The following is a 3,296-nucleotide window of genomic DNA, read 5'->3' as shown; positions in this document are numbered from 1 at the left end:
CGCCATGGTGGCACGTCCGGGCGGTCTGTGGGCGGCTCCCTATACTTCCGGCGCATGCGCACGCTTGAATTCGGAATCGCCAAGGCCGCCTCGGTCTTTTTCATGCTGCTGGCGGCCGCCCTGCTGGCCGGCTGCGATGCCCCCGTGCGCCTGATGCCGACCCCCGTGAGCTTCAGCAACGGCGACGTCGATCCCTTCGAGAAGATCGGCGAGAAGCTGCAGACCACCGAGGTCCCCGTGCTGTACGCCACCAACCGGCTGGCGCTGATCGAACATCCGGATCCCGTGCACACCATCGTGCCCACCGACGATCTGCGCATGGGCGTGGCGCACGTCCGGGTCGGCGACGAGACGCTCGACTGGGAGACCCTGCACCGGCTCTCCACCAGCGCCGACCCCGATGAGCGGCCGATCGTCCAGCTCGAGCGTCTCGAACAGATGGCGGTGCTCAAGTCCGATGAAGAGGTGAAGAAATCGCCCGAGGCGCAGGCCTTCTTCGCGCTCGTGAACAAGGCCCTGGCCGCGAGCCCCAACAGCGAGCTGCTGATCTACGTGCACGGCTCCAACAACACCGTGCCGCGCGCGGCGGCCCAGGCGGCGCAGTTCCGCCACTTCACGGGGCGGCGCATGGTGGTGCTGGTCTTCATGTGGCCGTCGGCGGGTTCGATCCTGCGCTACCTGACCGACGTCAACAACGCGGCCAGCACGGTCGAGCCCTTCGCGCGGATGGTCGAGCTGCTGGCCGAGAACACCACGGCTTCGAAGATCGACGTGCTGGCCTACAGCGCCGGCGCGCAGGTCCTGAGCCCGGCGCTGGTCCGCCTGGGCACGCCGCGGCCCGGCGAGACGCGCGCCCAACTGCAGCAGCGGCTTCGGCTCGGGCAGATCTATTTCGCGGCGCCCGATATCGACACCCGTCGCTTCGTGGACGAACTGGGCGGGTACATCGACATCATCGAGCGCGTCAGCATCGCGGCCAACCTCAACGACTCGGTGCTTCGCTTCGCGGCCATCGTCGGCCGGGCCTCGCGCGCGGGCCGTCCCGACGTGACCGAACTGGACGAGGAGCAGACGCGCTTCCTGGTCGAGGCGTCGCGCAAGCTGCGCTTCGACCTGATCCGGGTGGACCCGAAGGACATCCCCAATCTGCCGGAGAGTTCGCACGCCTTCTGGTACGACGATCCGTGGGTCAGCGGCGACATGCTGGGGCAGTTCCTGCTCAACGCGCCGCCGCCGCGGCGCGGGCTCGACGAGCAGCTGACGCCGGGCGGCGCGCGCTACTGGCGGTTCCCGGCCGACTTCAACGACAGGATCTACAGGTTGTTCAGTCGCTAGTCAGGCCGGCGCCGGGCCGCCCCAAGGCGGCCTGCGGCCCCCTCGGGGGGCAGCGACCACACGAAGTGAGGGAGCGTGGGGGCAACCTTACTGCTTCGGGCTGCCGGTGTACTTGGTGACGCTGTCGGCCGTGACCTGGTAGCCGCTCACGCCCATCATCGAGTCGTTGCGCACGGTCTGGAGCCTACCCGTGACCCACACCGTRTCCATGGCGCGGAACTTGGCGCCCTGCTTCGGGCGCACGTGCAGGATCTGGTTGGCCGGCGGCGGCGGCGTGTGGATGCAGGCGCCGAAGTAGGGCACCAGCAGGAACTCGGTGACCTCGCCCTTGTTCTCCTCGAGCGGCACGATGAAGCCCGGGATCTTCACCTCGACGCCGTTCAGCGCCGGGTTGGTCGGCGCGTTGTTGGAGACTTCCTGCAGCTTCATGAGCAGTTCGTTGGCGCGCGGGTCGCTGTCGTCGAGCTTGCTCAGGTCCATGCCCTTGAGCTCCTTCATCGGGTCCCAGTCCTTGGGCACCAGCTCTTCCCAGCTGATGAGGCGCGGCTGCCCTGGCACGGCCTTGGCCTCGGCGGCCTTGCCGCCCAGCGGCTGGGTCGGCGAGGTGGCTTGCGGCGCGGGACCGGCCGCGAGCGCGCTGCCGGCCATCGCCAGCGAGAGCAGTGTCGGAAGAAGAGGGCGCAGCGTCATGTTCATATCCTCGGTGAGAGGCCGTCGGCCAGCGAGAGCCGGTAGGCCCGGATGCCCGGCAGCAGGCTGGCCAGCCAGCCGGCCGCCACCAGGCTCGCGAGCAACAGCCATTCGTTCAGTGTAGGTTCGGACAGCGAAAGCGCGAGTCCGAAGTGCGATTGCAGCCAGGGCGACAAGCCGGCGATGCCGAGCGCCGCGAGTGCGACGCCGAGCACCACGCCCAGCAGCGTCACGATGGCGCCCTCGAGCGCCAGCAGCGCGAGCACGTGGCGCAGGCTGGCGCCGACCGCGCGCAGCACCGCCAGTTCGCGGCGCCGTTCGTTGAGGCTCGCCATCACCACCGACACCAGTCCGGCCAGGCTCACCAGCGCGACCAGCGCCGACATCAGCAGCAGCGCGTTCTCGCCGATGCCGACCACGCGCCACAGTTCGTCGAGCGCCACGCCCGGCAGGATCGCCATCAGCGGCTCGCCGGTGAAGGTCGAGACCCAGCGCTGCACCGCGAACACCGCGGCCCGGTTCTTCAGGCCGACCAGCGCCGCGGTCACGGTCTTGGGCGTGAGGTCGAACTTGCGCACCTGCTCGGCCGGAATCCTGAGCCCGGGCATCGGCGCGCCGCCCATCCATTCGAGGTGGATCGCCTCCATCGCCTCGAGCCCGATGTGCACCGTGCGGTCGACCGGCGTGCCGGTGCGCGCGAGCACGCCGACCACCGTGAAGGGCTTGTCGGCATGCTCGGAGACGTTGAGCTCGCCGCTGCCGTGCGCCAGCGTGATCTTCTGGCCGACGCGGTAGCCCAGCGCGTCGGCCACTTCGGCTCCGACCACCGCGTCGAACAGCTCCGAGAAGGCCTTGCCCTCGCGCAGCGCGAGCGGCTGGCGGTTGCCGAAGCGGAAGTGCTCGAAGTACCCGGGGGTGGTCGCCAGCACCGAGAAGCCGCGATGCGAGTCGCCGAGCGACAGCGGCACCACCCAGTCGACGCCCGGGTGCGCGGCCAGCGCCTGGACGCTCTTCCACTGCATGTTGTTGGTGGCCGCGCCGAYCCGGAACACCGAGTACAGCAGCAGTTGCGTCGAGCCGGTGCGGGCGCCGACGATCAGATCGGTGCCCGAGACGGACGAAGAAAAGTTCTGGCGCAACTCGGTGCGGATGCGCTCGACGCCGAGCAGCAGGAAGGTCGCGAGCGCGATCGACAGCACGGTGAGCGCGAGCGTGAATCGGCGGTTCCAGGCGCTGCGCCAGGCGATGCCCAGCAGGGCGCTCATTCGAGC

The 3,296-nt window shown here is 69.4% G+C and carries 3 protein-coding genes; 1 reads left to right on the top strand and 2 read right to left on the bottom strand.

What is annotated here, in order from left to right; translation table 11 throughout:
* Positions 1-54 precede the first annotated feature (54 nt).
* On the top strand, positions 55-1,335 hold the full coding sequence (locus tag AC1D2K_RS32410; RefSeq protein ID WP_478094248.1) for an alpha/beta hydrolase: 1,281 nt from the start codon (positions 55-57) through the stop codon (positions 1,333-1,335).
* Between the two features lie 87 nt (positions 1,336-1,422).
* Here AC1D2K_RS32410 and AC1D2K_RS32405 read toward each other — a convergent pair whose 3' ends face one another.
* Together AC1D2K_RS32405 and AC1D2K_RS32400 are read right to left on the bottom strand one after the other, a co-directional pair.
* The gene (locus AC1D2K_RS32405) at positions 1,423-2,025 is read right to left on the bottom strand and encodes a DUF3299 domain-containing protein (RefSeq protein WP_478094247.1); all 603 of its coding nucleotides are present in this window, start codon (positions 2,023-2,025) and stop codon (positions 1,423-1,425) included.
* A 2-nt stretch (positions 2,026-2,027) separates the two neighbouring features.
* Positions 2,028-3,290 carry an ABC transporter permease gene (locus AC1D2K_RS32400; RefSeq protein ID WP_478094250.1) on the bottom strand — a complete coding sequence of 421 codons (1,263 nt, stop codon included), beginning with the start codon at positions 3,288-3,290 and terminating at the stop codon, positions 2,028-2,030.
* Positions 3,291-3,296 lie beyond the last annotated feature (6 nt).

The organism is Variovorax sp. P1_H12_2, from assembly GCF_056405335.1.
The sequence above is the reverse complement of the archived record's forward strand: the minus strand, read 5'-3'. Positions and strand labels throughout refer to the sequence as shown.

Excerpts from the sequence above, each read along its gene's own strand:
- AC1D2K_RS32410 (WP_478094248.1), top strand. The coding sequence starts at position 55 with ATGCGCACGCTTGAATTCGGAATCGCCAAGGCCGCCTCGGTCTTTTTC.